Annotated in this window: 25 protein-coding genes; 11 read left to right on the top strand and 14 right to left on the bottom strand. The window is 61.9% G+C overall.

What is annotated here, in order from left to right; translation table 11 throughout:
* Positions 1-15: 15 nt before the first annotated feature.
* From fabD to LSO07_RS20620, 5 genes are all read right to left on the bottom strand, one after another.
* A complete protein-coding gene (gene fabD / locus LSO07_RS20600) occupies positions 16-957 on the bottom strand; it encodes an ACP S-malonyltransferase (protein ID WP_151096447.1) in 942 nt (313 codons plus the stop codon).
* 32 nt (positions 958-989) lie between these two features.
* Complete coding sequence (locus tag LSO07_RS20605) at positions 990-1,988, bottom strand: beta-ketoacyl-ACP synthase III (protein ID WP_070280211.1); 999 nt, start codon at positions 1,986-1,988, stop codon at positions 990-992.
* A gap of 15 nt (positions 1,989-2,003) precedes the next feature.
* Positions 2,004-3,071 (bottom strand): phosphate acyltransferase PlsX, encoded by a 1,068-nt coding sequence (gene plsX, locus LSO07_RS20610; protein ID WP_034779241.1) that lies wholly within the window; start codon positions 3,069-3,071, stop codon positions 2,004-2,006.
* Between the two features lie 210 nt (positions 3,072-3,281).
* Positions 3,282-3,464, bottom strand: coding sequence for a 50S ribosomal protein L32 (gene rpmF / locus LSO07_RS20615; RefSeq protein ID WP_034749653.1), 183 nt, complete (start codon positions 3,462-3,464; stop codon positions 3,282-3,284).
* A gap of 332 nt (positions 3,465-3,796) precedes the next feature.
* Entirely contained in the window at positions 3,797-4,294 is a 498-nt protein-coding gene (locus LSO07_RS20620; RefSeq protein WP_034779242.1) for a YceD family protein, read from the bottom strand.
* Between the two features lie 223 nt (positions 4,295-4,517).
* Between LSO07_RS20620 and LSO07_RS20625 the strand changes: the two genes are divergently transcribed.
* Positions 4,518-5,126, top strand: coding sequence for a Maf-like protein (locus LSO07_RS20625; protein WP_151097836.1), 609 nt, complete (start codon positions 4,518-4,520; stop codon positions 5,124-5,126).
* A gap of 27 nt (positions 5,127-5,153) precedes the next feature.
* A complete protein-coding gene (locus LSO07_RS20630) occupies positions 5,154-5,903 on the top strand; it encodes an SAM-dependent methyltransferase (protein WP_034779244.1) in 750 nt (249 codons plus the stop codon).
* A gap of 71 nt (positions 5,904-5,974) precedes the next feature.
* Here LSO07_RS20630 and LSO07_RS20635 read toward each other — a convergent pair whose 3' ends face one another.
* Positions 5,975-6,892 carry a 23S rRNA (adenine(2030)-N(6))-methyltransferase RlmJ gene (locus LSO07_RS20635; protein ID WP_034749665.1) on the bottom strand — a complete coding sequence of 306 codons (918 nt, stop codon included), beginning with the start codon at positions 6,890-6,892 and terminating at the stop codon, positions 5,975-5,977.
* Positions 6,893-7,169: 277 nt separating this feature from the next.
* Between LSO07_RS20635 and LSO07_RS20640 the strand changes: the two genes are divergently transcribed.
* A complete protein-coding gene (locus LSO07_RS20640) occupies positions 7,170-7,598 on the top strand; it encodes a thioredoxin family protein (RefSeq protein WP_070280209.1) in 429 nt (142 codons plus the stop codon).
* 6 nt (positions 7,599-7,604) lie between these two features.
* Here LSO07_RS20640 and LSO07_RS20645 read toward each other — a convergent pair whose 3' ends face one another.
* Both LSO07_RS20645 and LSO07_RS20650 read right to left on the bottom strand, forming a co-directional pair.
* On the bottom strand, positions 7,605-9,878 hold the full coding sequence (locus LSO07_RS20645; RefSeq protein ID WP_151096448.1) for a xanthine dehydrogenase family protein molybdopterin-binding subunit: 2,274 nt from the start codon (positions 9,876-9,878) through the stop codon (positions 7,605-7,607).
* A gap of 10 nt (positions 9,879-9,888) precedes the next feature.
* Positions 9,889-13,026: an EAL domain-containing protein gene (locus tag LSO07_RS20650; protein WP_151096449.1), complete on the bottom strand. Its 3,138-nt coding sequence runs from the start codon at positions 13,024-13,026 to the stop codon at positions 9,889-9,891.
* 259 nt (positions 13,027-13,285) lie between these two features.
* Here LSO07_RS20650 and LSO07_RS20655 point away from each other — a divergent pair, with 259 nt between their 5' ends.
* Positions 13,286-13,792: a DUF1993 domain-containing protein gene (locus LSO07_RS20655; RefSeq protein ID WP_034779265.1), complete on the top strand. Its 507-nt coding sequence runs from the start codon at positions 13,286-13,288 to the stop codon at positions 13,790-13,792.
* A gap of 107 nt (positions 13,793-13,899) precedes the next feature.
* On the opposite strand, the gene LSO07_RS20660 is transcribed toward LSO07_RS20655, so the two are convergent.
* Together LSO07_RS20660 and LSO07_RS20665 are read right to left on the bottom strand one after the other, a co-directional pair.
* Positions 13,900-14,094: a DUF1289 domain-containing protein gene (locus LSO07_RS20660; protein WP_034779267.1), complete on the bottom strand. Its 195-nt coding sequence runs from the start codon at positions 14,092-14,094 to the stop codon at positions 13,900-13,902.
* The gene (locus LSO07_RS20665; RefSeq protein ID WP_034779269.1) at positions 14,094-14,666 is read right to left on the bottom strand and encodes a DUF1415 domain-containing protein; all 573 of its coding nucleotides are present in this window, start codon (positions 14,664-14,666) and stop codon (positions 14,094-14,096) included. The genes LSO07_RS20660 and LSO07_RS20665 overlap by 1 nt, the downstream gene beginning before the upstream one ends.
* A gap of 338 nt (positions 14,667-15,004) precedes the next feature.
* Between LSO07_RS20665 and LSO07_RS20670 the strand changes: the two genes are divergently transcribed.
* The 5 genes from LSO07_RS20670 (at position 15,005) to LSO07_RS20690 (ending at position 19,976) form a co-directional block, all read left to right on the top strand.
* A complete protein-coding gene (locus tag LSO07_RS20670) occupies positions 15,005-16,417 on the top strand; it encodes a transglycosylase SLT domain-containing protein (RefSeq protein ID WP_034779271.1) in 1,413 nt (470 codons plus the stop codon).
* A 103-nt stretch (positions 16,418-16,520) separates the two neighbouring features.
* A complete protein-coding gene (gene fabI, locus LSO07_RS20675; protein WP_151096450.1) occupies positions 16,521-17,309 on the top strand; it encodes an enoyl-ACP reductase FabI in 789 nt (262 codons plus the stop codon).
* Positions 17,310-17,381: 72 nt separating this feature from the next.
* Entirely contained in the window at positions 17,382-17,660 is a 279-nt protein-coding gene (locus tag LSO07_RS20680) for a hypothetical protein (protein WP_151096451.1), read from the top strand.
* Between the two features lie 5 nt (positions 17,661-17,665).
* Positions 17,666-18,187 (top strand): helix-turn-helix transcriptional regulator, encoded by a 522-nt coding sequence (locus LSO07_RS20685; RefSeq protein ID WP_099394683.1) that lies wholly within the window; start codon positions 17,666-17,668, stop codon positions 18,185-18,187.
* A gap of 382 nt (positions 18,188-18,569) precedes the next feature.
* On the top strand, positions 18,570-19,976 hold the full coding sequence (locus LSO07_RS20690; protein ID WP_035820280.1) for a DEAD/DEAH box helicase: 1,407 nt from the start codon (positions 18,570-18,572) through the stop codon (positions 19,974-19,976).
* Between the two features lie 88 nt (positions 19,977-20,064).
* Here the strand turns inward: LSO07_RS20690 and LSO07_RS20695 are convergent, their stop codons facing one another.
* The 4 genes from LSO07_RS20695 to LSO07_RS20710 form a co-directional block, all read right to left on the bottom strand.
* On the bottom strand, positions 20,065-20,523 hold the full coding sequence (locus tag LSO07_RS20695; RefSeq protein WP_034750191.1) for an acyl-CoA thioesterase: 459 nt from the start codon (positions 20,521-20,523) through the stop codon (positions 20,065-20,067).
* Positions 20,524-20,607: 84 nt separating this feature from the next.
* The gene (locus tag LSO07_RS20700; protein WP_034779283.1) at positions 20,608-20,976 is read right to left on the bottom strand and encodes a hypothetical protein; all 369 of its coding nucleotides are present in this window, start codon (positions 20,974-20,976) and stop codon (positions 20,608-20,610) included.
* A gap of 129 nt (positions 20,977-21,105) precedes the next feature.
* Complete coding sequence (locus LSO07_RS20705; RefSeq protein ID WP_162483240.1) at positions 21,106-21,243, bottom strand: hypothetical protein; 138 nt, start codon at positions 21,241-21,243, stop codon at positions 21,106-21,108.
* A 202-nt stretch (positions 21,244-21,445) separates the two neighbouring features.
* Positions 21,446-21,619 (bottom strand): hypothetical protein, encoded by a 174-nt coding sequence (locus LSO07_RS20710; RefSeq protein WP_191909741.1) that lies wholly within the window; start codon positions 21,617-21,619, stop codon positions 21,446-21,448.
* A 135-nt stretch (positions 21,620-21,754) separates the two neighbouring features.
* Here LSO07_RS20710 and LSO07_RS20715 point away from each other — a divergent pair, with 135 nt between their 5' ends.
* Together LSO07_RS20715 and LSO07_RS20720 are read left to right on the top strand one after the other, a co-directional pair.
* Positions 21,755-22,987 (top strand): glycosyltransferase, encoded by a 1,233-nt coding sequence (locus LSO07_RS20715; RefSeq protein ID WP_151096452.1) that lies wholly within the window; start codon positions 21,755-21,757, stop codon positions 22,985-22,987.
* Positions 22,988-23,174: 187 nt separating this feature from the next.
* Complete coding sequence (locus LSO07_RS20720) at positions 23,175-24,155, top strand: EDSAP-1 family PEP-CTERM protein (protein ID WP_151096453.1); 981 nt, start codon at positions 23,175-23,177, stop codon at positions 24,153-24,155.
* Positions 24,156-24,170 lie beyond the last annotated feature (15 nt).

Genomic DNA, 24,170 nt, shown 5'->3' on the forward strand with positions numbered 1-24,170 from the left:
GCCGCGGTCTGATGTTTATTTGAGCTGCGTCAAAATGCGTTCCAGCGAAGCCTGGTCGACGATGGCGTCACCCACCAGCACCGGATCGATGCGCTTGGCCAGGCCCATCAGGACCTTGCCCGGACCGCACTCGATCACTTGCGTGATGCCGTCGGCCGCCACTTTTTGCATGGTTTCCACCCAGCGCACGGGGCTGGCTGCCTGGCGCACCAGTGCATCCTTGATGCCGGCCACATCGTTGACGATGGCCACGTCGACGTTGTTGATCAGGGCGATCTGCGGCGCCGAGAACGTCAAGCCGGCCATGTATTCGCGCAAACGGTCCGATGCGGGCTTCAGCAGCGACGAGTGGAATGGCGCGGAGACGGGCAGCTTCATGGCGCGCTTGGCGCCCTTGGCCTTGGCCAGTTCGCAGGCGCGCTCGACGGCCGCCGTATGGCCGGCGATGACGACTTGTGCTGGCGCGTTGAAATTGACGGGCTCGACCACCAGGGCCGGGTTTTCCGCCGCCGCTTCCGCACAGGCGGCGCGCACGTCGTCATCCGACAGGCCCAGCACGACAGCCATCGTGCCCTGCCCGACGGGCACGGCTTCCTGCATGGCTTGCGCGCGGAAACGCACGAGCGGCACGGCATCCTTGAACGAGATGACGCCGGCGGCGACCAGCGCCGAGTATTCACCGAGGCTGTGACCGGCCACGACCGTCGGCACGGGGCCGCCGGCCGCCAGCCAGGCGCGGTAGAAAGCCACGGCCGCCGTCAGCATCACCGGCTGCGTATTGGTGGTGAGATCGAGTTCTTCCTTCGGACCTTCGGCGATCAGCTTGCTCAGGTCGAATTGCAGGGCGTCCGACGCCTCGGCAAAGGTCTGCGCAACCACGTGGTTGCCGGCGAAACCGTCGAGCATCGCAATCGCTTGCGAGCCTTGACCTGGGAAAACAAATGCAAATTGTGTCATGTCGACTCCGTTTTTTTAATAGTGTTGCGGGATTACATGCGCGCCAGCACGGCGCCCCAGGTAAAGCCGCCGCCCACGCCTTCCATCATGACGTTGTCGCCCTTCTTGACGCGGCCATCGCGCACGGCGATGTCGAGCGCCAGCGGGATCGAGGCGGCCGAGGTGTTGCCATGCTGGTCGACGGTGACAACCATCTTCTCCAGCGGCAAGCCAAGTTTCTTGGCCGTGCTGTTCATGATGCGGATATTCGCCTGGTGCGGGATCAGCCAGTCGATCTGGTCCGACGTCATGTTGGCGTGTTCCAGCGCTTCGTGCGCGACCTTTTCCAGCACGGACACGGCCAGCTTGAATACGGCCGGGCCATCCATGTAGAGGAAGGCGCTGCCGTCCAGCGCGCCGCCAGCCAGGCTGCCCGGCACGCTGAGGATGTTCGAGTGGCGGCCGTCCGCGTGCAGCTTGGTGGCCAGGATGCCCGGCTCATTGGAGGCCGTCATGACGATGGCGCCGGCGCCGTCGCCGAACAGCACGCAGGTGCCGCGGTCGTCGAAATTGAGGATGCGCGAAAACACTTCGGCGCCGATCACCAGCACATTCTTGTGCATGCCCGACTGGATGAAGCTGTCGGCCGTGGCGACCGCATACACGAAACCGCTGCAGACGGCTTGCACGTCGACGGCAGCGCAGTTGTTCGTGATGCCCAGCTTGTTTTGCACGATGCAGGCCGTGCTGGGGAAGCTGCCGAAGAAATCGGGAGTCGAGCTGGCGACGATGATCAGGTCCAGGTCATTGCCGTTCAGGCCAGCCATTTCCAGGGCTTTTTTGGCCGCTTCCACGCCCAGGTCCGAGGAGTTTTGCGACGGCGCCGCGTAATGGCGCGCCGAAATGCCGCTGCGCGACACGATCCATTCATCCGACGTCTCGATGCCCTTGGCGGCGAGCTGTTCGGTCAAATCCTGGTTGGTGACGCGCTTCTCCGGCAAGTAGCTGCCGGTACCGATAATTTTGCTGTAAGTTTTGCTAAAAACAGTCATGCAAATACCCGTCCACTAAATGGTAGAGCTTGTTGATGTAGGTTCGTCCGGTACTGGCGTGCGCGGCATCAGCTCGGCGATCAGGCTGGCCAGGTGCGCTTGCACGTCATTTTTTGCCGCATCAAAGGCGCGGCGCAAGGCCCATTCGAACGAATAGGCATCGGCGCTGCCATGGCTCTTGAAGACGAGGCCACGCAAGCCCAGCAGGCTGGCGCCGTTGTAACGCGATGGATTCAAACGGTTGCCGATGGCTTTCAGGGCCCCGCGGGCGATCAGCGCGCCCAGCATGGTGATCGGATTGCGCTTGAATTCGGAAGTGAGCACGTCTTTCATGAAGCGCGCCAGACCTTCGATGGCTTTCAGGGTGACATTGCCGACAAAACCGTCGCAGACGACGATATCGGTCGTACCCTTGAAGATATCGTTGCCTTCCACGTTGCCGTAGAAGTTCAGCGCGCCACGCTCGTGGTCGGCCTGCAGCAGCTTCGAGGTGAGCTTGACCACTTCATTGCCCTTGATATCTTCCGTGCCCACGTTCAGCAAGCCGATCGTCGGGCGTGCGATGCCTTCCATGGCGGACACCAGCACGGAACCCATGATGGCGAACTGGTGCAAGTGATGCGGTTCGCAATCGACGTTGGCGCCCAGGTCCAGCATGTAGGTGGGGCCGTTCTTTTGATTCGGCAAGATGCTGCAGATGGCCGGGCGGTCGACGCCGGACATGGTTTTCAATACATAGCGCGACACGGCCATCAGGGCTGCCGTATTACCGGCGGAAACGGAGGCTTGCGCCACGCCGTTCTTGACCTGTTCGATGGCCACGCGCATGGAGGAATCCTTCTTGCGGCGCAGGGCCACTTCCAGGGGATCGTCCATGGTAACTTGTTCGGAGGCATGCAATACCGACAGGCGCGGGTGCGTGTCGGCTTTATGTTTTTTCAGTTCGGCACGGATCACGTCTTCCAATCCAACCAGGATCAGTTCAGCTTCAGGCTCATGTTTTACGAAGGAAATTGCTGCGGGGATAGTGACTGAGGGACCGTGATCTCCGCCCATGCAGTCGATAGAAATTTTGATTGTCATTTGTGTTGATTCAATACCGCTGCGGGCGTGCGGCAAGATGTGAATCGGACTGGAGCATATGCAGGGCGCAGCATGTCATGCACCGCCTGAGCAAGCTTGATTCAAAATGACGGGTGCGCAAGATGAATTGCAGCCGATAAAAAAGAAGAAGCGGCGCCACGCCGAATAACCACGCAACACCGCTTTCATCTTACCCAACAAAAACGTCGATTACTCGTCGTTTTTGGTCTTCAACACTTTACGGCCACGATAGAAGCCGTTAGGGCTGATATGGTGACGCATGTGTGTTTCGCCGGTAACTGGCTCGACGCTCAATTGCGGCGCGACCAGGAAGTCGTGCGAACGGTGCATGCCGCGCTTGGAAGGGGTTTTCTTGTTCTGTTGAACTGCCATGATGACTCCTAATACATAAGTTCTAAAATTTTAGCACAATCGATTAGCAAATACATGCGAATCGAGTATCCCAGCGGCAAAGACTACCCGAAAATAGCCCGGACCGACATCGTTTATTACAATTACATTTCACTACACTTGCCATACTCGATTACTACACGCGTTTGACACGTTCTCTAAGCGGAGCCTCACAAACCCACTGCGCGTCCCACTATCGCCTCGGCGTTGCTCAGCGTACTTCCGTATGCTTGCGCTACTCAAGACGATATTGGGCCGCTCGCTACGGTTTTTGAGGCCCCCTACAAACTACCACTACTACTTATTCTCTTAACTTATTCTGGCTTCAAGTCTTTCAGGGCCGCAAACGGCGACTTCTTTTCAGTCTTGAGAGCATCGAGCTGCGCCGTATCGGGGCAGACGTCGTGTTTGGGTACCTGCGGCAGGGCCAGCAAGGCTTCATCTTCGATCAGGGCCGCGGCATCCATGCTGCGGCTGCCGACGATCACGTCGATCGATTCATCGTTGATGATTTCTTCGATCTCGTCCGCGTGCTCGTCATCCTTGCCCAGCATCAGAGTGGTCGTCGAATCAATTGCGTAAGCATACGGAGTCAGGCAGCGCTGGCAAACCAGCTGAACGGTGCCGTTGACCGACAAGGTCAGTTGTGGGTAGCCCAGCTTGCTGGTGCCGCCGACGATCTTCCAGGCGATCTCGCCGGAACTATCTGCACAATCCTTGGTCAACCGGGTCATTTCAGCGACAGGAGTTACACCCTCGCGGCTCCCGCTGATACGACAAAAATCAAAGGCGTCGATCACAAAAGCATTCATTGGTAGAAAATTTCCCCGGAAAACCTGCGATAATAACAGGGTTTTTAGCACGGAGTCAAAGGCTAAGCATCTTTTTTGACGCAATCATTGCCATAAACATGACAACTTCATCAACACCGTCATGCCGCATGGAGCCTCAGTTGTGGGCTCTGCGCCCTGGAATTTGCGTGAAATTCCACTGACATCGACCAGCGCGGCCATGCCGGCCGCCATCCACTACCGAATGATACCAACTTCCGTCCCATTGCGCTTGATTCTTGCATCGAGTTCGACCTACCGCAAGGAATTGCTGGAACGCCTGCGCCTGCCTTTCGAGGTCGCCGTTCCCGATCTCGACGAAAGCCCGCTGCCAGGCGAAAGCCCCAGCGCCACGGCCCTGCGCCTGGCCCAGGCAAAGGCGCAGGCCGTACTCGACCGCTACCCTGGCAGCCTCGTCATCGGCTCCGACCAGGTCGCCACCTTGGACGGTGCGCAGATCGGCAAGCCGGGCAACCATGCGAACGCCCTGCTGCAGCTGCAAACCATGCGCGGACGCCAGACCGTGTTCCACACGGCCCTCTGCCTGCTCGACGGTCGCCAGAGTCCGCCTGTGGCGCAAGTGGAAGATATCCAGACCCTCGTCAACGTGCGCGACTTGTCCGATGCCGAACTGGATGCCTACCTGCGCATCGAGCAGCCGTACGATTGCGCCGGCAGCGCCAAGAACGAGGGCCTGGGCATCGCCCTGCTCGAGCGCATTGACAGCACCGACCCGACCGCCCTGACCGGTTTGCCGCTGATCGCCCTCACCGGCATGCTGCGCAAGGCGGGCGTCGCGTTCTTCACCCTTTAATTCATTCAATATACCGACAATAAGAATATGACCGGCACCCTGTACCTGATTCCCAACCACCTCGGCCTGTCCGACAGCCCGGCCGACCCGCTGGCCCACATCATTCCAGAGCAAGTACGGCAGATCACGTCGCAGCTCGATTATTTCGTGGCAGAAAACGCCAAGACGGCGCGCGCCTTCCTGAAACTGATCGGCAACCAGCATCCGCTGGCCAAGCCGCTGCAGGAAATCACGATTTCCGAACTTAACGTAAATACCCCGGCGCAAGCGCTGGCCGGCTTGCTGGCGCCCCTGCTGGCGGGACGCGATGCGGGCCTCGTGTCGGAAGCAGGCGTGCCCGCCGTGGCCGACCCCGGTGCAGACCTGGTGCGCCTGGCGCATCAGCACGGCATCAAGGTGCGCCCGCTGGTGGGGCCGTCGTCGATCCTGCTGGCCGTGATGGCCAGCGGCTTGAACGGCCAGAGTTTCGCCTTCAACGGCTACCTGCCCACGGACGCGGCCCTGCGCGCCAAGCGCATCAAGGAACTGGAAGTGCGTTCGCGCAATGAAAAGCAGACCCAGCTGTTCATCGAAACGCCGTACCGCAATGCGGCCATGCTCGAAGCGCTGGTGGCGCAATGCGCGCCCTCGACCCTGATCTGCGTTGCCACCGACCTGAGCCTGGACACGGAAAGCGTGCAAACGTGGAATGGCGGCCAGTGGAAGAAACAATTGGCCGCCGGCAAGGCACCTGACTTCCACAAGAAACCGACCGTGTTCTTGCTGCTGGGACAGTAATCCCCCGCCCATAAAAAAAACGCCACGGTCAAATGCACCGTGGCGTTTGCATTACCCCGCTACGACAGTCACTACACGCGACGGGTACCGGTATTTTTCTGTCCGCCCTTGCCCGTTTCCAATACGAACTTCGCGCCATCGTCGCGGCCCAGCACCTTCACCAGGTACGGCATGACTTCGCGCAACATCGGCTCCAGCGTGTACGGCGGGTTCAAAATGAACATGCCGCTGCTGTGCAAGCCAAAACCGTCCGGCGACGGAGTGTTGACCGTCAGGGTCACGTGCAGCCAGTCCGAGCTGGGCAATTGCTTGAGCTTGTCGGCAAACTGGCGCGATTCCATGCGCTGCAGCACGGGGTACCAGACGGCATACATGCCCGAAGGGAAGCGCACGAGGGCGTCGGCCAGGGTGTCCTTGACCTTGCGGTAATCCATCTTGTCTTCATATGGCGGGTCGATCAGCACCAGCGCGCGGCGCGATGGCGGCGGCAGCAGGGCTTTCAGGCTCTGGAAACCGTCAGCCTTGGTGATCAGCACGCGCTTGCCGCGCACGGTTGGACGCTCGCCCTGCGCCAGCGCATGCGCCTCGACCTTGCGGAAGTTGTCGGCCAGAATCTTTGCGTCCGCAGGATGCAGCTCGAACAGGCGCAGACGGTCTTGCTCGCGGCTGACCTTGTCCGCGCAGTACGGCGACCCCGGGTAATAGCGCATCTTGCCGCTCGGATTCATTTCCTTGATCAGCTTCATGTACTCGGCCAGCGAGGCCGGCAAGTCCGTACGGTCCCACAGGGGCGCGATGCCCGTTTCGTACTCGGCATTTTTCGAGGCATAGCCGCCGTCGAGCGCATACACGCCCGCGCCGGAGTGGGTATCGATATAACTATAGGCGGTATCTTTTTGATTCAGATATTGCAACAACTGAATCTGCACATAATGTTTCAACACATCGGCGTGATTACCCGCGTGAAAGGCGTGGCGGTAACTCAACATAAGCTGGCTAATTCCATAATAAAAATAAATAAAGGCGGGAGCGCTGACACCGGGCAGGGCATGAAAACAGACTGGAGGGGTCAGGCTGCGGGGCCAGGAAACAGCATGGACCAGCGTAATCAGCGCGCAATTACCAGCATTATCCACCAGAAAGGTGTATTGCATCAAAAAACACGGATAAACAAGCCCATGCATTCCCGGGACTGCGGTGGCCGGGCGCGGTAGAATACGCGCATCGGGCGCCCGGCGCCCATCGCCCTATTAACCAGATACGACCATGCACAGCCTGACCCTCACGACCGATAACCGCGCCGACGTCGCGGCAGCCCTGGCCGGCCCGCGCTGGACGGTGGCCTGCCTGTGCGCGCTGTGGTGCGGCACTTGCGGCAGCTACCGCGCCACATTCGAGGAACTGGCCGCGCGCCATCCTGACACCGTCTTCGTCTGGGTCGACATCGAAGACCAGGCCGACGTGGTGGGCGACCTCGACATCGACAACTTCCCCACCCTGCTGATCCAGCACGAGGACAACGTGGCCTTCTTCGGCACTGTGCTGCCCGACGGCGGCCTGGCGCACCGCATGGTGCAGGCGCAGCAGGCGCTCAGCGGGGCTGAACTGGCGGCGCTGGCCACCAGCACGCAGGAGCGGCGCGACTGGCAGCGCGACTGCAATCTGCGCAACCTCCTCGCCGCCACCCTGGCTTGATGTAAATTAACCCAGGCGCAGCGGCAGGCTGCGCAGCCGTTTTCCCGTCAGGATGAACACGGCGTTGGCCACGGCCGGCGCAATCGGCGGCGTACCGGGCTCGCCCACGCCTTCCGGATGCTCGGCGCTGGCGATGATGACGGTTTCCACCTCGGGGGTTTGCCCCATGCGCAGCACGGGATAGTCGTGGAAGTTAGCCTGCTCGACTTTCCCCTCCTTGAAGGTGATCTCGCCGCCCAGCGCCGCCGACAGGCCAAACAGCACGGCCGACTCCATCTGCTGGGCGATGATGTTCGGATTGACGGCGATGCCGCAATCGATGGCGCACACCACGCGCTGCACGCGGATTTCTCCGTTTTCCACGGACACCTGCGCCACTTGCGCCACGATGCTGCCGAACGACTGGTGCAAGGCCACGCCATGCGCATGGCCGGGCGGAGGCGTTCCCGCCTTGGCAACTGCCGCATCGAGCACGGCCAGGTGGCGCGGGTGCCGCACCAGCATGGCACGGCGGAAAGCGATGCCATCCTGCCCCGCCGCGTGGGCCAGTTCGTCGATAAAGCTTTCCTTGAAAAAAGCGTTGTGCGAGTGCCCCACCGAGCGCCAGTAACCGATAGGCACGGGACTGTCGGCGATCACGTGGGCGATGCGCTGGCTGGCAATTTCATACGGCATGTCGAATTCGCCTTCGGCCGTGGTCTTGTCCGGCCCCGCACCGGGCAAGCCGAAATTACGCTGCAAAAACTGGTGCGTGATGGAGCCGCTGACGGATTTGTTGTCCCAGGAAGCGATGCGGCCGTGTTCATCGAGGCGGGCCGCAAAGCGGGCCAGCGCGGCGGGACGGTACATATCGTGCTGCGTATCCTGTTCGCGCGTCCACACCAGCTGCACGGGCGCGCCGCCGCACTGCAGTGCGATGGCCACGGCCTGGGCGATCATGTCCACTTCCAGGCGGCGGCCGAAACCGCCACCGAGCAGCAGCACCTCGATGACGACGTCCTTCGCAGCGACGCCGGCCACTTTCGCCGCCACGTCGACGGCGATGCCGGGCGCCTGCGTCGAGACCCACAGCATCACCTTGCCATCCTTGACTTGCGCGGTGCAGTTGACGGGTTCCATGGCGGCGTGCGCGAGGAATGGCGCGCGGTACTCGGCGGTAACCTGCCGCATGCCCTGCACGGCCTTGCTTTCCACCTGGCCGCTGGCGTGATAGGCATAGCCCGCTTCGCTATCGAGCAGGCGGGCAAACCCCGCATACACGCCGGCGCTGGACAAATTCGCCTGCGGGCCAGCCTTCCACTGCGTCGGCAAGGCGGCCGCCGCCTGCTTGGCGCGCCACCAGGTGTCGGCCACCACGGCGGCACACGAGACGCTGCGCTGAGCCAGGTACGGCGTCAGGTCCAGCACCTTTTTCACCCCGGGCATGGCCAGCACGGGCGCCGCGTCGAACGCGGACAGGATATCGCCCAGGCGCGGCGGCAGATGCAGGGCCGCATACAGCATGCCGGGCGGGCGCGCATCGATGCCGAAGCGCGCGCTGCCATTGACTTTGGATGGCGTGTCGCGGCGCGGCGCCGGCTGGCCGATCAATTTGAAATCCTTGGGCAGCTTCAGCACGGGCGTGCCCGGGTCGATTGCGGCGGCGCGCTGCGCCAGGCTGGCGTAGCTGGCGCGCCGGCCATCCGGGTGCAGCACTGCGCCATTTTCCGTGCGGCACTGCGCAGCCGGCACCTGCCACAACGCGGCGGCGGCCCCCACCAGCATGGCGCGCGCCGACGCGCCCGCTTCGCGCATGGGACCCCAGCCATCCTTCACGCTCGACGAGCCGCCCGTGACGATCACGCCCAGCTCGCGCGCCGCCTTGGCCACCGTCCACTGGGCCAGCGCTTTTACGCGGCCCTGGTCGTCCGGGTGGAAAGGCAAGCCGTCCTGGAGCATGGCGACATTGCCGAAGATCTTGTCCATGGGCGCCTGGATCAGCTTCACGCTGGACAGCGGCACGTCGAGCTCCTCTGCGACCAGCATCGGCAAGGCCGTGTGCACGCCCTGCCCCATCTCGCTGCGCGGCATGGCCAGGGTCACCGCGCCGTCGGTGCCGATGGCCAGCCAGCCGTTCAGCGCCACGGCGCCATCTTGCAGCGGCAGCGGCACGCTGCCATGCAGGCGCTGGCGCGGCGGCAGCACGCCCCAGCCCAGCACCAGGGCACCCACGCCGGCCACGCCGAGACCCAGGCCGCGGAGCAGGAAACGGCGGCGCGACGTATTTTTTTCTCCGGCCATGGGATACCCTTTAATTGGTTAGTGGTTGATCCAGCGGGTCGATCCAGCGCTCCAGCATATCCTGTGCCAGCACCGGGCGGCTATAAAAATAACCTTGCGCCAGCTTGCAGCCATGGCGCAGCAGGAAAGCCGCCTGCTCTTCCGTCTCCACACCTTCGGCGATCACGGACAATTGCATGCTCTTGCCCAGCTGGATGATGGCAATCGCAATCGCTTCGTCATTGACGTCCGTCGAGATATCCTTGATAAAGGAGCGGTCGATCTTCAGGGTTTGCACGGGCAGCTGCTTCAGATACGCGAGCGAGGAATAGCCGGTGCCGAAATCGTCGATGGCCAGGCCCACGCCGATGGCGTGCAAGTCGTTGATGAAACCAAGCGCGTCGCCCGTGTTCATGATGACGGACTCCGTCACTTCCAGCTGCAGGCGCTGCGGCTCGAGACCCGTTTCCTTCAGAATGTCGGCCACCATGCCGGCGATGCTGCCCCGCTCGAACTGCTTGACCGACAGATTCACGGCCATCTTCGGCACGTGCAAGCCCTGCGCCTGCCAGCGCATCATCTGGCGGCATGCCTCGTCGAGCACCCATTTGCCCAGCTGGTTGATGAAGCCGCTGTCTTCGGCCAGCGGGATGAAGCGCGCGGGCGGCACCAGGCCCAGTTCCGGGTGGTTCCAGCGCACCAGCGCCTCGACGCCGACCAGGCGGCCCGTGTCGATTTCCACCTGCGGCTGGTAATTGAGGAACATCTCGTTCTTTTCCAGCGAACGGCGCAAAAAGGTTTCCAGGCGTAGCCGCTCGACGCCTTCGCCCGTCATCGACGGCGCATAGAAGCGGTAGCCATTGCGCCCGCGTGCCTTGGCCTGGTACATGGCCACGTCGGCATTGCGGATCAACATGTTCAAGTCCAGCGCATCGTCCGGATACAGGCTGATGCCCACGCTGCAGGTGACGAACAGTTCATGGTCGGCCACCGTGAACGGCTGGTCGAACATGGTCATCAGCTTTTCCGCCACCTGCGTCGCACCGTACTCGCCGTCGACGCGTTCGAGCAGCACGATGAACTCGTCGCCGCCCAGGCGCGCCAGGGTATCGCCTTCGCGCAGGCGGGCCGCCAGCTGGCCGGCCACCTTTTGCAGCAGTTCGTCGCCCACATGATGGCCCAGGGTGTCGTTGACGTTCTTGAAGCGGTCCAGGTCGATGAACAGCACGGCCAGCTGCTCCTGGTCGCGAGCGGCGCGCAGCAAGGCGTGCTGCAGGCGGTCGTGGAACAGCAAACGGTTCGGCAGGGCCGTCAGCGGATCGTGGTGGGCCATGTGGTCGAGCTTTTCCTGCGACTCCTTGATCAGGGTGATATCGCTGAACACGCCCACGTAATGCGTGGTGCCGGCGCGCGCGTCGCGCACGGCGCTGATGGTCAGCCACTCAAGATACAGCTCGCCATTCTTGCGCTGATGCCAGATTTCGCCGCGCCAGAAGCCGCTGCCCTTCAGCTCGTTCCACATGGCTTCGTAGAACGCAGAGTCGTGGCGCGCCGAGCGGGTCAGCGAAGAGTGCTGGCCCACCGCCTCCGCTTCGGCATAGCCGGTGATCTGCGTGAAGGCGGGATTGACGGTGACGATGATGCCGCTGGCATCGACCACCATCACGCCGTCGGCGATATGTTCGAGCACGGTGGCCGACAGGCGCAGTTTTTCCTCGGCTTCCTTGCGCGCCGTGATGTCGGCATACACCCAGATGCTGCCTTCATTGGGGCGCAGCGGATCGAGCGCGCAGCCGCTGACCAACGCCCAGAACAGGCTGCCGTCACGGCGCTTGTACTGGCGCTCCTCGCTGAAATCGCCGCCCATGGCCAGCGCCGGATACTGGCGCTCGCCCGCCTCCTCGAAGTCATACGAACTCATGAACACCATGGCCGTCGAATTACCCGTCATCTCGGCATGCTCGTAGCCGAACAGTTCCTCGCAGCGGCGGTTGACGGAAATGATGCGGCGGTGGCGCACGAACATCACGCCGAACATCACGTTGTCGAGAATCGCGCTCTGCTCCGTCAGCAGCGCTTCGATGCGCATCTCGTGGTGCTTGCGCTGGCTGATGTCGGCAATGATGCCGTCGACCCAGATGACGCCCTGCTCGCCCGCCTGCGGCTGGCCATTCTCGGCCACCCAGCGCTCGATGCCGAAAGCGTCGATGATGCGGTATTCGAGCGCATATGGACGTACCTCGGCCACCGCCTGGCGGACGGCGCGGCGGTGCTCGCGGCGGTCTTCCGGACAGATCAGGTCGGCCCAGGCATGCGTGGTGCCGCGCATGAACTGGCGCGCCGAATAGCCGGAAATCTCTTCGATGGCATCGCTGACAAAATCGATGGGGCCGTCGGGCCGGTAGCGGAAGACGGCGCCCGGCACCTGCGTGACGATGGTGCGGAAACGCTCTTCCCGCTGGCCCACATCCTCGAACAGCTGGCCGATGGCCGCGCGCATTTGCTCAAGCTGGGCCGTCAGGCGACCCAGCTCGTCAGTGCTGTGCGAGGTCAGGGGCGTGTCGAAATCGCCGTGCGACAGGCGGTCGGAAAAGCGCGTCAGGCGGCGCAGGGGTTTGAGCAGGCGGCGGTTCAGGAACAGCACGATCAGCGCCATCGACACGGCCAGCTGCGCGCCCAGCACGAAAATATAGGATATCTGCTTTTCGCGCAGCTCCTGCTGGCTGCGCGCATCGTCCATCTCGACGACGACGTGGCCGATGCGTTCGCCGCGCACGAGGATGTCGCGCTCGGCGCGGTACAGATTGCCCACGGGCCGCTGCGGCGCCTGCAGGCTGATGAATTCCGTGTCGCCCTGCCCCAGCACCTTCACCAGCAGCACGGAACGGTCGCGCATCACCGACTCGACCAGCGAATGGGCCGATTCCGCGTTCATGTTCCACAGCGACTCCTGCATGCCCAGCGCCAGGATATCGGCATTGCGCTGCAAGGCTTCGTTCAGGCTGGTGCGCGCCGACTGGCGCTCATGCACGCCGACCAGCACATAGCTGCCGAAGATGGCGGGAACGACGAGGCCGCCAAATACCACCAGCAGCAAGGCGCCATAGATAGACGAGCCGTACAGCACACGCAGGCTGGCGCGCAGGCGCTGGTAAGGTGAATTAAACATGCGGCAACAGGGCAACAGGGATCAGGCGGGCGATCATTGACTTTACAGGGGAATCGGGTGGTGAGGCGGGAAGAAACTTTATCAGGAGCAATTATGCATGGAAAAAGCGGGGGAAGTCACCAATAAACACACGCCAACGGCCACCTCATGTCATATAAACAGGGTTGAAAAACCACACGCCGCCCGGCGCGCCCGGCCGGCGCCAGCAGAAAAGCGCGCAGCTTGCTATCATCGCGCCACTTTACCTAGAGGAACCACCATGACCTTCTCCATCTACTCCGCTTCGATCCCCGTCTTCAAACAGATCCTGGGCAGCCTGGCCGCCATCCTGGACAAGGCGGAAACGCACGCGCAAGACAAGAAAATCGACCCGAACGCCCTGCTGCAATTCCGCCTGTTCCCGGACATGCTGCCGTTCGTGCGCCAGATCCAGATCGCCACCGACTTCGCCAAGGGCTGCGGCGCGCGCCTGGCCGGCGTGGCCGTGCCACCGTATGAAGACAGCGAACAGAGCTTTGCGGAACTGAAAGCGCGCATCGTGAAAACCATCGCCTTCCTGGAAAGCCTGCCGCAAGCGGACATCGACGGCAGCGAAACGCGCGCCATCACCACCGGCAGCGGCGAAAAGACCAAGCACTTCACGGGCCAGACCTATCTGTTCCACTACGCGCTGCCGCACTTCTTCTTCCACGCGACGACGGCGTACGACATCCTGCGCCACAATGGCATTGAAGTGGGCAAGAAAGATTTTATTGGCAGCTATTAATCACTAGCGCCAAAAGTACCGGGGTCAGTTCCTTCGGAATCGGAATGCTTCCCATTGGGAAGCATTCCCCCGTCTGGTCTGACCCCGACAGTTGCAGCTGGGTTAAATCAGGTATTCCGGCGCGGATACCCCTGCGCCAGAATCCTCACCCATACCACTTCCTTTTCTTCATCCGTCATCGACACCCAGTGGGCCACTTCCACTACGCTGCGGCCGCAGCCGCGGCAGATTTCATCAAAGGTTGTCGAGCACACGGCCACGCAGGGCGTGTCTGGACGCGGCGGCAATTCCTTGTCCGCCATCAGGACACCTTCGGCAAGCCGAGCTTTTCCCAGCCTTCGGTACCCAACGCTTCCAGCGTGGCAATATTCTTGTCAAAGATCTCCGACGCTTCCGGGAACGCCTCGACGGCGCGCTCGATGCTGTCTTCGCGCAGCAGGTGCAGGGTCGGGTACGGCGAGCGGTTGGTGTAGTTGCTGATGTCGTCCTCGAACGTTTCGGCAAACTGGTAATTCGGATGGAAACTGGCCACTTGCAGTTCGCCGGCCAGGTGCATGTCTTCCACGGCCGCGTCGGCCACGTCGAGAAACTCGTTGTAGTCGAGGAAATCGTTCAAGGTGTACGGATGGATCAGCAGGGTCGTGTCGATCTGTTCGGGATCCGTGTCGGCCAGGGTTTGCAGCTCGTCCATCAGCATCGCCAGCAGATCTTCCGGATTGCCCGATTCGCACACCACATAACGGATCTGCTTCTTGACGTGCACGGCCTTGGCGAACGGGCACAGGTTCAGGCCGATCACGGCCTTTTCCAGCCAGGCAACGGTATTGGCGATGATGACGGCGTTGTCGTCGTCGTGGCGCGGCGGGGTGTTCATATACTTGACTCTCTATTAATAAGGCGGCCGGCGGCTGAATGGCCGGCCAAAGCCAAATTGTACGCACTTTTGCGCAGCCTCATACCGGGCGCCATCCAGGCTTGCGCCAGCCTCCTCGCCATGTATGCTATAACAGCGGCCGAATCACGCATCGGGCAAATTAAATTTGCAATAATGACAGCATTTGCGAATGGAAACTCAGCCGTTACCCACTTATTGCCGCTTATTTCCTGTCATCATGCTGACATAATTCTTGACTCCGGCATGTGGATATACGTACACTCGCTGCTTGATCATGGGTCTGTCCGATGTTTCTCCGACGACAACAATGGAACACTATGCACGAAAACTCCTTTAAATCTACCGTCCTGGCGGCGTTGGCCCTGGCGCTTGCGCCCGCCCTCAGCCAGGCGTACGAAGCCGGTGTTGAGAGCGATAACGCGCCAGTCGCCGCCGCCGCACCCGCCCTGATCCCGATGACCGCCCAGGTCACGGCGAAACTCCCCACCCTCGACAACCGCCTGCAAAAGACCGACCGTCTGCTGAAAAACCTCAGCGACAATTCCGATCCGCTGCGCGAAGCCGACGTCTGGGGCCGCATCCGCAGCGGCTATGCGATTCCCGACATCAACAACCAGCTGGTGGCGAACCACGTCAACTGGTACGCCACCCGCCCCGACTACATCGCCCGCACCACGGCACGCGCGTCGCGCTACATCTTCCATGTGGTGCAGGAACTGGAAAAGCGCGGCATGCCGACGGAACTGGCCTTGCTGCCGTTCATCGAGTCCGCCTTCAACCCGCAAGCATTCTCCAGCGCCAATGCGGCCGGCATGTGGCAATTCGTGCCCGCCACCGGGCGTGATTTCAACCTCAAGCAAAACATGTTCAAGGACGAGCGCCGCGGCGTGCTTGCCTCGACCGATGCGGCCCTGACCTACCTGCAGCGCCTGTATGACATGTTTGGCGACTGGCAACTGGCCCTGGCAGCCTACAACTGGGGCGAAGGCTCCGTGCAGCGGGCCATCAAGAAAAACCAGGCGCTGGGCAAGCCGACCGACTTCGAAAGCCTGGCCGACCTGATGCCGGCCGAAACGCGCAACTACGTGCCGAAACTGCAAGCGGTGAAAAACATCATCGCCAATCCGGCCCAGTTCGGCCTGACCCTGCCCGTGGTCGACAACCAGCCGTATTTCACGGCCATCGACAAGACCAGCGACATCGACATCACCGTTGCCGCCCAGCTGGCCGAGCTGTCAATGGATGAATTCAAGGCCTTGAATCCGCAATTTAACCGCCCCGTCATCATCGGCGGCGAAAAGACCAAGATTCTGTTGCCACAGGAAAACGCCGCCAAGTTCACCACCAACCTGGCGCAATGGGGCCATGCCTTGTCCAGCTGGACGACGCACAAGATCACCAATGCGCGCGAACGCATCGAAACCCTGGCGTCGAAATTCGGCACCACGGCCGACGTGCTGCGCCAGGCCAACAATATTCCCCAGCGCACCAGCCTGCGCGCCGGCTCCACCATCCTCGTGCCGAAAACTTCGGCCACGATGAACAAGGACATCACCCAGGAAATCGCCGACAGCGCCACCATGCTGCTGGAAGCGGACCGTCCGGAACGGGCCGCCAAGGCACTGCGCCGCGCCGCCAAGGGTGGCAAGGTGCAAGCCGCGCCAATTTCCCTGGTGAAACCGCGCATCCAGCGCGGCGGTGGCAACAGTCGCGCCAAGGCCCGTCACTGATCGCCTGAGCTGTATTGACCTACCTCACCGGCCGCCACAGCTTTGCTGTCGCGGCCGGTTGTACATCCGCCCACCCCGCCCACCTACCCAGACAGGAGTCGTCATGGCTTTCTTGCAAGGCAAAAAAATCCTCATCACGGGCTTGCTGTCGAACCGTTCCATCGCCTACGGCATCGCCAAGGCTTGCCACCGCGAAGGCGCCACCCTCGCCTTCACGTATGTGGGCGAACGCTTCAAGGAGCGCATCACGGAATTTGCGGCGGAATTCGGCAGCGAACTGGTATTCGACTGCGACGTTTCCAGCGATGAACAGATCAGCGCCGTCTTCAGCGACCTGGCGCGCCACTGGGAACATCTCGATGGCCTGGTGCACGCCATCGGTTTTGCGCCGCGCGAAGCGATCGCCGGCGACTTCCTCGATGGCCTGTCGCGCGACAGCTTCCGTGTCGCGCACGACATTTCCGCCTACAGCTTTCCCGCCATGGCCAAGGCCGCCCTGCCCCTGCTGCATCCGGGCGCTTCGGTGCTGACCCTGACCTACCTGGGCGCCGTGCGCGCCGTGCCCTACTACAACACCATGGGCCTGGCCAAGGCCTCGCTGGAAGCATCCGTGCGCTACCTGGCCGAATCGCTGGGCCCGCGCGGCATCCGCGCCAACGGGATTTCAGCCGGCCCCATTAAGACCCTGGCCGCGTCCGGCATCAAGGATTTCAGCAAACTCCTGGGCTTTGTGGCCGAACATGCCCCGCTGCGCCGCAACGTCACCATCGAAGAGGTCGGCAACACGGCCGCCTTCCTGCTGTCCGACCTGGCTTCCGGCATCACGGGCGAGATTACCTACGTCGACGGCGGCTTTTCGCAAGTGATGGCCGTGAATCCCGAAGTAGAGTGAGGCGGTGATGGTCGATATTTTGTGGTTGTCACTTGACAACCGCAGAATATCGACCCACATTGGAGGCAGCGCATGGCGCGCTCCCCGCACCCGAAGAAGGACATCGAAGCGGCGCTGCGCCACGCGGAAAGCCAGGGCTGGCGCGTGGAAGTGGGTGGCAGCCATGCCTGGAGCAATATCTACTGCCCGTACAACGATGCCGGCTGCCGTTGCGGCGAATTCTGCATCGCCTGCATCTGGAGCACACCGAAAAATCCCGGCAACCATGCGCGGGCGATACGGCGGGTGGTCGACAATTGCACTTTCAATAAGCTGATGCACGACTGCATGCAACGCAAATCCAGGGGATAGCCATCATGGATTACATCTTTACTCTCAAATACCGCCTGCCCGATAACGAAACCGACCTCGATGCGCTGGCCGAGCGCCTGGGCGGCGGCGGTTGCGACGATGCCCTGGCCGGCATCGGGCAAGCGGGACGCCTGGCGCTGGAATTCACGCGCGAGGCCAGCAATGCCAGCGAAGCACTGCTGAGCGCCATGGCCGATGTGAAAGCCATCGTGCCCGGGGCCGTGCTGGTCGAGGCCGCCCCCGACTTCGTGGGACTGACGGACGTGGCGCAAGTGCTGGGCTTGTCTCGCCAAAACCTGCACAAGCTGATGAACAAACACCGCCACAACTTCCCCGCGCCCGTACATGAGGGCAGCGCCACCATCTGGCACCTGGCCGACGTGCTGGCTTGGCTGCAGGCCAAGGGAACTTACCAGCTGGAACGCAGCCTGGTCGACGTGGCGCAAGCGGCCCGGCAAATCAACCTGGCCAGGGAAACGCGACAGGCGCCGCCGCTGCCCGCCGACATCGTGGCCATGCTCCATTAAACGGAAGAAAACTACGTATTCTTACTGATTTCACATAGGAAACATGATCAAAACGTGGTAGGACTGTCGTTTATTCCCATTTAAGCCGTGCAAAACGGCTGCAAATACGGTATAGTGTCGTTGTGCGCTGCAATATGTTTCCTTGAAGCGATGGCAACACCGCAGTTACATGCACTACAAACTTAGCAGCTTCGCAAGCCTTAGCGCATCCACAGGATGCCGCTTATAAAGCCCTCCCGCCTTGTGTGTCGCACCTGACACCGTCCCGGCGCAAAGCTTTTGTGCCGAAATTTCTTTCTAGTTGAGTCATTTCGTTTTGGTTGGCGTTGCTATTTTGCGTTCTGCTTTTTGCAAGAACGCTGATTTTCACGAAAGATAAAGAATGACATTTGAATCCTTAGGCCTGCATCCGTCCATCATCGCCGCTCTGACCGAATCGGGCTACACCGCGCCAACCGCGGTACAGTCGCAAGCGATTCCAGCCGCGATCGAAGGCCGTGACCTGCTGGTCTCGTCGCAGACCGGTTCGGGCAAGACGGCAGCTTTCATGCTGCCATCGCTGCACAAACTGGCCAGCGCCGAACAAAGCGCCGCCGGCAAGACGCCAAACCAGGAAATGCAAGCATCGCGCGCCCGCGGCGAGCGTCCACGTTTCAAGGCTGCCCAGCCAAAAATGCTGGTGCTGACGCCAACGCGCGAACTGGCCCTGCAAGTGACCACCAATACCGACAAGTACAGCACCGGCATCCGCCGCATCAAGGCTGTGTCGATCCTGGGCGGCATGCCTTACCCTAAACAGATGCAATTGCTGGCCAAGAATCCTGAGATCCTGGTCGCTACCCCTGGCCGTCTGATCGACCACATGGACTCGGGCAAGATCGACTTCTCGCAACTGGAAATCCTGGTGCTGGACGAAGCCGACCGCATGCTGGACATGGGTTTCATCGACGACATCGAAAAGATCGTGGAAGCGACGCCGGAAGGCCGTCAAACCATGCTGTTCTCGGCAACGCTGGATGGCGTCGTCGGCAACATGGCTCGCCGCATCACGAAGAACCCGCTGGTCATCCAAGTGGCAAGCTCGAGCAACAAGCATGAAAACATCACCCAGCGCGTCCACTTCGTCGACGACCTGTCGCACAAGAATCGCCTGCTGGACCACCTGCTGCGCGACGAATCGCTGGACCAGGCTGTTGTGTTTACCGCCACCAAGCGTGACGCCGACACCATCGCCGACCGTCTGAACATCGCCGGCTTCTCGGCTGCCGCCTTGCACGGCGACATGCATCAGGGCGCGCGTAACCGCACCCTGGACGGCATGCGCCGCGGCCAGGTCAAGGTGCTGGTTGCCACCGACGTTGCCGCCCGCGGTATCGACGTGCCAACGATCACCCACGTGTTCAACTACGATCTGCCGAAGTTCCCGGAAGACTACGTCCACCGCATCGGCCGTACCGGCCGCGCTGGCCGCAATGGCCTGGCCATCTCGCTGGTGAACCACGCTGAAGGCATGAACGTCAAGCGTATCGAACGCTTCACCAAGCAATTGATCCCGGTCAATGTCATCGAAGGTTTCGAGCCTAAGAAAACGGCATCGGCACCACGTTCGAGCGCCCGTCCAGGCGGCTGGAAACCAGGCGACAACCGTGGCGGCGCGAAGCCAGGTCAACGCACGTTCAGCAAGCCAGGCGCACCACGCAAAGACGGCGCACCGAGCACCGGCGGCGGCTACAAGGGTTCCAACCCGCGCAGCACCGACGGCGCACGCCGCAGCTACGGCGACCGTTAATCACGGCGCCATGCCGCCCACGGGCGGCAAGCAATAAAAAACGGCCACCAGATCACTCTGGTGGCCGTTTTTTTATGTCCGCAACGACTTATTTCTTCGACACCTTCTGGCGCGAAAGCTTGCGCAGCTTGGCCTGCTCGAAGCGCGCGTGCTGTTCCGGCGTTTCCAGTACCAGCGGCGGCACGGCCACCGGTTTGCGGTTGGCATCCACGGCCACCATCGTGAAATAGCAGCTGTTGGCGTGGCGCACCAGGCGCTGCTGGATGTTTTCCGTCACCACGCGAATACCCACTTCCATCGACGTCGTGCCCGTGTAATTGATCGACGCGAGGAACGTCACCAGTTCGCCCACGTGGATAGGCTGCAGGAACATCACCTGATCCACCGACAGGGTCACCACATAGCTGCCCGAATAGCGGCTGGCGCAAGCATAGGCGACGCTGTCGAGGTATTTCAGGATGGTGCCGCCGTGCACATTGCCGGAAAAATTGGCCATATCGGGCGTCATCAAGACCGTCATCGTCAGTTCGTGGGCCGACCAGTTCATCGCGCTGTCCAAAGTATTCTCCAAAGGGGGAAATTAAAAGTGAGGGGAGATGTGAAAACCGGCCACGAGGGCCGGTTGTGAGCCTTACAGGCCCAGGGTGTCGATATCGGCCAGCGACTCGCGGCCCTTGTCGGAAATGTCGTAGCCTTCGCCTTCGGCGCGCGCCACGATGTGGGCTTTCTTGCCCAGGAAGTAAGCCACATCCGATTCCAGCTTGGTCAGGGGATCGGTGGCGACGGCGCGCAGCCCCATGATGCAGCGGCGCAGGAACAGCAGTTGCTGTGCTTTCTCTGTGATGGACAGACGGCCATCGCGTGCATAGCTGAGCAGCTTCAGGCCGGACAGGCGCTTGGCATTGCGGGCAACGCAAGCGCTGGGGCGCTCGGTCTTGATGCCGCGTGCAACTTGCTCCAGCGCGTCATATTCATCGGTTGTTAATTTCTCGTTCTTCATTACTTTTCCATAAAAGGCCAGGTGTTCGGCCCCCATGGTACGCGCCCCGCTGCGCATCGGCAACAGGCAACGTGAATCAGTCACCGCCCGCGCGGCGGACGGCTGACTGAAAGACGGGCAGGACAGCCCTTATTTATAGTTGCGCAGCAGCAGCCAGGCCAGGCCACAACCCGCCACGGCGCCGGCCAGGGCCAGCGCCACGAGGTTTTTGCTGGTCATCACAGGCCGCCGGCCCAGGTAGATTTTGTTATGCAAGGAATTGCCCATGATGGTCTCCTGTACAAGAATTTTTATGATGTCTCATTATAAGAACAGAATCGTGACGGCCGCATGACACTCGACAGTTAGAGTTTGATTTGTATCCACTCGGCAACATTTATTGACGTTTTTGTTGTTTAAATGGCGTGGCGCCGGCGACGGCCCCGCAGTCCATTTCCGATCGGAAATAAACGCGGCGCACCGCGCCCCGTCACTGCATTTTCACGGGCGGTGGCGGCGGCGTCGGCTCCTCGACGGGCACGGGATCGATGTGGGGCGGCGTTTCCGGCGGCGGCGTGACGGGATCGCCTTCCGGCGGCGGCGGCATATCGGGTTCGGGCGTGCTGTGCGCACGCAGCGGGGCAAGACGGAATTGTGGCTGCATGGTGGCCTCCTTTGCCCCACTGTAGCCGATGCGGCCAAATCCTGGCGCCCGCCAGTGGCACGCCAAGGGGAACTAAACAGCGTGGCGCCACTCCAACCTGGCAGGTATCTCCTCCTGCGAGTGCAAGCGATCCCCATGGCGCGCAAGAAAATCCTCTTTATGGCCGAGGCAGTGACCCTGGCCCATGTCGGCCGCCCTCTGAGCCTGGCCCAGGGTCTGGACGAGGAAGAATATGAGGTGCATTTTGCCTGCGCCGATGGCTACGACTTCTGCTTCAAGCAAGCCACCTTCCGGCGCTGGCGCATCGACAGTATTTCATCGCTGCAATTCCTGCAGGCGCTGGCCGACGGCAAACCCGTCTATACAGAAAGCACCCTGCACGCGTATGTGGAAGACGATCTGCGACTGCTCAATGCCGTCCGGCCTGACCTCGTGATCGGCGACTTCCGCCTGTCGCTGTCGGTCAGCGCGCGCCTGCAGCGCATTCCCTACATTACGCTCAGCAATGCCTATTGGAGTCCGTACGTGCGCCAGCACTACACGGTGCCCAGCCTGCCCCTGACAAGCCTGCTGCCCATCTGGCTGGCCGCCCCCCTGTTCCGCCTGATCCGCCCGCTGGCCTTCGCCTCGCATGCCGTGCCCCTGAACCGCGTGCGCCGCAATCACGGCCTGCCATCCTTGGGCAGCGACTTGCGGCGCATCTATACGGATGCCGACCGCACCTTGTATGCGGATATTCCGCAACTGTTCCCGCCGCACGCCATGCCGTCCACGCACGACTATCTGGGCGCCATCATCTGGGCGCCGCCGCTCGACTTGCCGGACTGGTGGCAGCGTCCGGAACTGAGCAGCGGACGGCCCATCATCTATGTCACCCTGGGCAGTTCCGGCCAAGGGCAATTGCTGCCGCGCGTGCTGCGCGCGCTGGCGCCCCTGCCTGTCACCGTATTGGCAGCCACGGCCGGCACCATCCGCGTCGACGCCGTGCCGCCGAACGCCTATGTCGCGCCCTTTCTGCCGGGCGACGCGGCCGCGCGGCGTGCCAGCCTGGTGATCTGCAACGGCGGCAGCCCCACCAGCCAGCAGGCGCTGACGGCGGGCGTACCCGTCATCGGTATCGCCGGCAACCTCGATCAATTCCTCAACATGCACGGCATCACGGAGGCCGGGGCCGGCCTGCTGCTGCGCGCCGACCGCTTCCAGGAAACCGCCCTGCGCCATGCCGCCACGCGCATGCTCGACGATGGCCGGGCCAAGCTGGCGGCGCGCCAGCTGGCCACCGCCATGCGCGACTATGTGCCAGGGCAACGCTTGCTACCCCATGTGCACGCCCTGCTGGGCTCGTTGCCGCAAGGCAGCCAGCCTTGACGGGTAGCGTCGGTTTTTCTTACAGCGAGTCCGGCAAAGCCTGCACCGCATCAACAAAAACACGCCAAGTCATTGATTTCAAAAGGGCCTCATGCGTTGGCATGGAAGTCGCTAGGTACTGGCCATGAGCACCTGCCGACAGGACTCAGCAAGACTTCCAGACTCACTCAACCACGAGGTGAATACAATGAAACTCTCGAAACTGAAACTGCTCCCGGCCGCTGCGGCACTGGCCATGCTGTGCGCCGCAGGTAGCGCACAGGCGGGCGCCTACGGCTATTCCTACAACAACATCTTCGGCCTTGTGATCGGCGTGCCAACGGGCCAGATCACGGTGGCCAACAGCACCACCATCTCGCGCAGCACGGCCACCCTGAATGGCGTAAGCGTCATCAATGGCGGCGCCGGCTCGCTCGATGCCCTCCGCGCCAACGTCGGCGCCGTCACCAAAGGCGAGAACAACTTCACGCAGCAAGGCCCCATCAACACCTATTCGCGCGGCGATGCGCAGATCGTCAGCACGCAGTTCCCTTCGTTCCCGCCCGGCTCCACCTCCACCCAGGTGGTGAACGTGGCCGAAGCCCACCTGGACGGCCCCGCCGGCACGGCCGATGCGTCCGGGCGCAATGGCTCGACCACGGGCTTCTCCGTCGATTTCATCGTCGGTTCGCCCACGGCAACGCTGAGCTTTGACTTCCTGGCCTCGCCCTTCATGCAGGTCTTCCTGCAAAGCACGGTCGGGCAGCTATCCACCGCCACGGCCAACCTGGTCGTCACCTTCACCATCACGGATGCGACCGGCGCAACCGTGTTCAACTGGACGCCCGATGGCGTGATCGGCTCGGGCATCTCGGGCGGCACGGAAAACGCCGATGGCGCCAACCTGAACACCAGCCTGGCGACCAATTTCCTCACGCGCGGCAATCTGTTCACCTACGACCCATCCGGCTGCGGCACGCCCACGGGCACCGGTGTCGGCACCGCGTGCGGCAGCAACTTCAGCTCCGTCAGCAATGCTTTGACAGCCGGCAACTACACCTTGACCCTGAATGCGGTGGAAAGCGTGGATCTGGTGAAACAGGCCGCGCCTGAGCCCGGCACCCTGGCTCTGCTGGGCCTGGGTCTGGCTGGCCTGGGCTATGCCCGTCGTCGCAAGGTTGCCGCCTGAACCAGGCAACAGGGG

The sequence above is a fragment of the Janthinobacterium sp. PLB04 genome, from assembly GCF_021165895.1.
Classification (GTDB): Bacteria; Pseudomonadota; Gammaproteobacteria; order Burkholderiales; family Burkholderiaceae_D; genus Janthinobacterium; species Janthinobacterium lividum.